Source organism: Streptomyces sp. LS1784, from assembly GCF_020103755.1.
In the GTDB taxonomy this organism is placed as follows: domain Bacteria; phylum Actinomycetota; class Actinomycetes; order Streptomycetales; family Streptomycetaceae; genus Kitasatospora.
Genome location: NZ_JAHSQD010000920.1, coordinates 1 through 2078 on the forward strand (window position 1 = coordinate 1; position 2078 = coordinate 2078).

1 protein-coding gene is annotated in these 2078 nt (G+C 75.6%); it reads right to left on the minus strand.

The window, feature by feature from the left end:
- Nucleotides 1-197: 197 nt before the first annotated feature.
- Nucleotides 198-1631 carry an HD-GYP domain-containing protein gene (locus KS423_RS44235; protein ID WP_224285326.1) on the minus strand — a complete coding sequence of 478 codons (1434 nt, stop codon included), beginning with the start codon at nucleotides 1629-1631 and terminating at the stop codon, nucleotides 198-200.
- Nucleotides 1632-2078: the final 447 nt, after the last annotated feature.

Genomic DNA, 2078 nt, shown 5'->3' on the forward strand with positions numbered 1-2078 from the left:
GTGCACCGCGCGCGCGGTGCGCCCGCAGGGCGTGCGGCCGAGGACCACGCGCCGCAGCGCCCGGGCCCCGGACACCGCACGAGCGGCAGCAAAACCAGCGGCAGCCGTACGGCCGGAAGCGGTACGCCCGGAAGCGGCACGGCCGGACATCGCGCGCCCGAGGACCGTACGCCCCCGGACCTCGCGCCCGAGGGCCCTCACGACTGCCCGGCTGCGGGGACGGTCCCGCCCTGGGGCGACACCCGGCCCGGTGCCGCCCGGACCGGCTCGGGCACCCCGAGCGGGATGTCCGGCACCGCCTGGATGCAGTCCTCGGAGTGCACCACCGGCTGCCAGTCGTGCCCGGCCAGCGCGTCGATCAGCGCCCGCACCATCACCGGGTCGAACTGGCTGCCCGAGCAGCGCTCCAGCTCCGCGACCGCCTCGCCGACCGGGCGGCCGCGCCGGTAGGAGCGGGTGGAGGTCATCGAGTCGAAGGCGTCGGCGACCGAGATGATCCGGGCGAACTCGGGGATCTGCTCGCCCGCCAGCCCGCTCGGGTAGCCCCGGCCGTCCATCCGCTCGTGGTGGTGCAGGATTCCGGCGTGCGCCTCGCCGAGGAAGTCGATCCCGCGCACCAGCTCATACCCGTACACCGGGTGGATCTCCACCGCCCGGCGCTCCGCCTCGGTCAGGGGACCGTTTCTGCGCAGCAGCTCGGTGGCCACCCCGAGCTTGCCGACGTCGTGCAGGATGCCGGCGAAGCGCAGGGTGCGCAGCCGCTCGGCCTCCATGCCGAGCTGAGCGGCGATCAGCACCGAGGCGTGGCCCACCCGTTCGCTGTGGCCCCGGGTGTAGGAGTCCTTGATCTCCACGGCCTGCACCAGTGACTGCACGGTGGCCTGGTGGGCGTCCCGCTCGCGCTGGCCCTGGGCGAACACCCAGGCCGAGATGGACAGCGGCAGCAGCGCCAGCAGCGCCGCGAACGCGCCGTACGGGCCCTGCCAGAGCACCGCGACCATCAGCCCGCCGGCCGCGTGCACCAGCACCGGCAGCCCGCACACCGACTGCGCCCCGCGCAGCAGCACCCCGGCCCGGCGGCCCTCGCTGAGCATCAGCATGACACCCACCACCACCCCGTTGACCAGGCAGAACACCGCGACGGCGGCGAATCCCGGCAGCAGCGCGGCCGGGAAGCGGGAGCCGAGCAGCAGCTGCGGACCGTGCAGCTGGTAGAAGGCGGCCGAGGAGGCGAAGGCGCACAGCGCGAGCTGGGAGCCGTTGAACAGCTGGCGCGGGCGGCAGCCGCGCCCGCTCGGTCCGCCGAGCAGCGCGGCCGGGGCGGCGACCAGGGCCGAGGCGGCCGGCGGGAGCATCAGCACCCCGGCGAACAGCACCGGGAAGAAGGCGTTCACCCCGGGCCGGGCGGGCGCCCGCTCGGGCAGCGCCGGCCGGCGCAGCAACCGGCGCACCAGCACCAGGCAGGGCGTGGGCAGGCCCTGGGCCAGGGACTCCCAGCAGCCGTGCAGGAAGGCCAGCAGTCCGACCTTGGGCCAGTCCACCGGTGCGCCGAGCCAGCCCGGCACCCCGGGGGTGGCCGCGGCGGGCAGCAGTGGCACCAGGCAGCACAGCGCCGCCACCGGGACGGCCACCAGGTAGCGCGCCGCTCCTCGCGGCAGGGTCGATCCTCCACAGTCGGTAGCGATCGCGACCTCCCCGCCGTACGGACCCCGTGTTGCCTCAACGCGTCGGGCGGACCGACGGTGAGTGTCCGTCAGGAGAATAGGCCGCCGCCCGGGCATGGGGACGCATGGTGCCGCAATGGCGCAGTTGGCGCACCGCCAACTCACTCGAACGAGTGACGGCGCATGCGAGCAGGACGGGAGCGGCCCCGGGGGCGCATGCTCCCGGGGCCGCTGTACTCCTTGTCCGAACCGTCCGGCCCGCCCTCACCGGCGGACCGACGGACTACCGCACCCGGCGCTCGACCACCCGGCCGGCCACCGTACGGACGTTCGCCCGACGGGCCGTCACTCCGCCTGGGCGCCGGCCTCGACCGGCGCGCCGGAGCGCTCGGCCGACTCCGCCTCGGCCGCTGC